General features: G+C 26.8%; 1 pseudogene. It reads right to left on the reverse strand.

The window, feature by feature from the left end:
• Nucleotides 1-661 (reverse strand): annotated as a pseudogene (locus tag RI01_RS02515) (toprim domain-containing protein); the annotation flags it as partial.

The raw sequence follows: 661 nt of genomic DNA on the forward strand, positions 1-661 counted from the left end.
ACATCTTTACAAGTTTTATCATAAGGTGGTAAAATACGTCTAATTTCGTAAATAATATTTTCTTCTTTAAGTTGTTCTCCTAAGGCTTCGCTTCGTTTTCGGCCTGTTTCGTCATTATCTAAGGCAATAATGACTTTGATATTTTCTTTTTTTAGAATTTCTATTTGTGATTTAGAAAGTAGTTGAGTGACACAAATGAGACCGACAACGTTTTTAATATTGTTTTGCCAACAACTAATGACATCGAAAAAACCTTCATGAATAATGATGGTTTTTGTTTGTTTAATAAAAGATAATGCTTCAAAAAACGATAACTGAAATGAAAAGTAGGTGTTTGACTAAAATTATTGAGGGATTTATATTTAGGTTGGAAATAAGAAACTTCGCGGAAATGGTTTTGATAAAAATGAAAAGTTTTATTATATCCATTTTCAATAGGGATAATAATGGAACCATGAAAAGTATCATGAAAATATTTTTTATTTTGTTGACTGATTTTTTCTTTGATAAAGCCATATTCAACTAATTTATCGATATTAATATTTTTCTTTTGACAATAATTTATTAATCGAAAAGATAAAGGTTTATCAGATAAGGGGGCGTAACCTAGTTTAAATTCTTTAATGGTTTCTAGGGTTAATTTTCTTTTTTGAGTTAAATA

This window comes from Italian clover phyllody phytoplasma str. MA1 (genome assembly GCF_000300695.1).
Classification (GTDB): Bacteria; Bacillota_I; Bacilli_A; order Acholeplasmatales; family Acholeplasmataceae; genus Phytoplasma.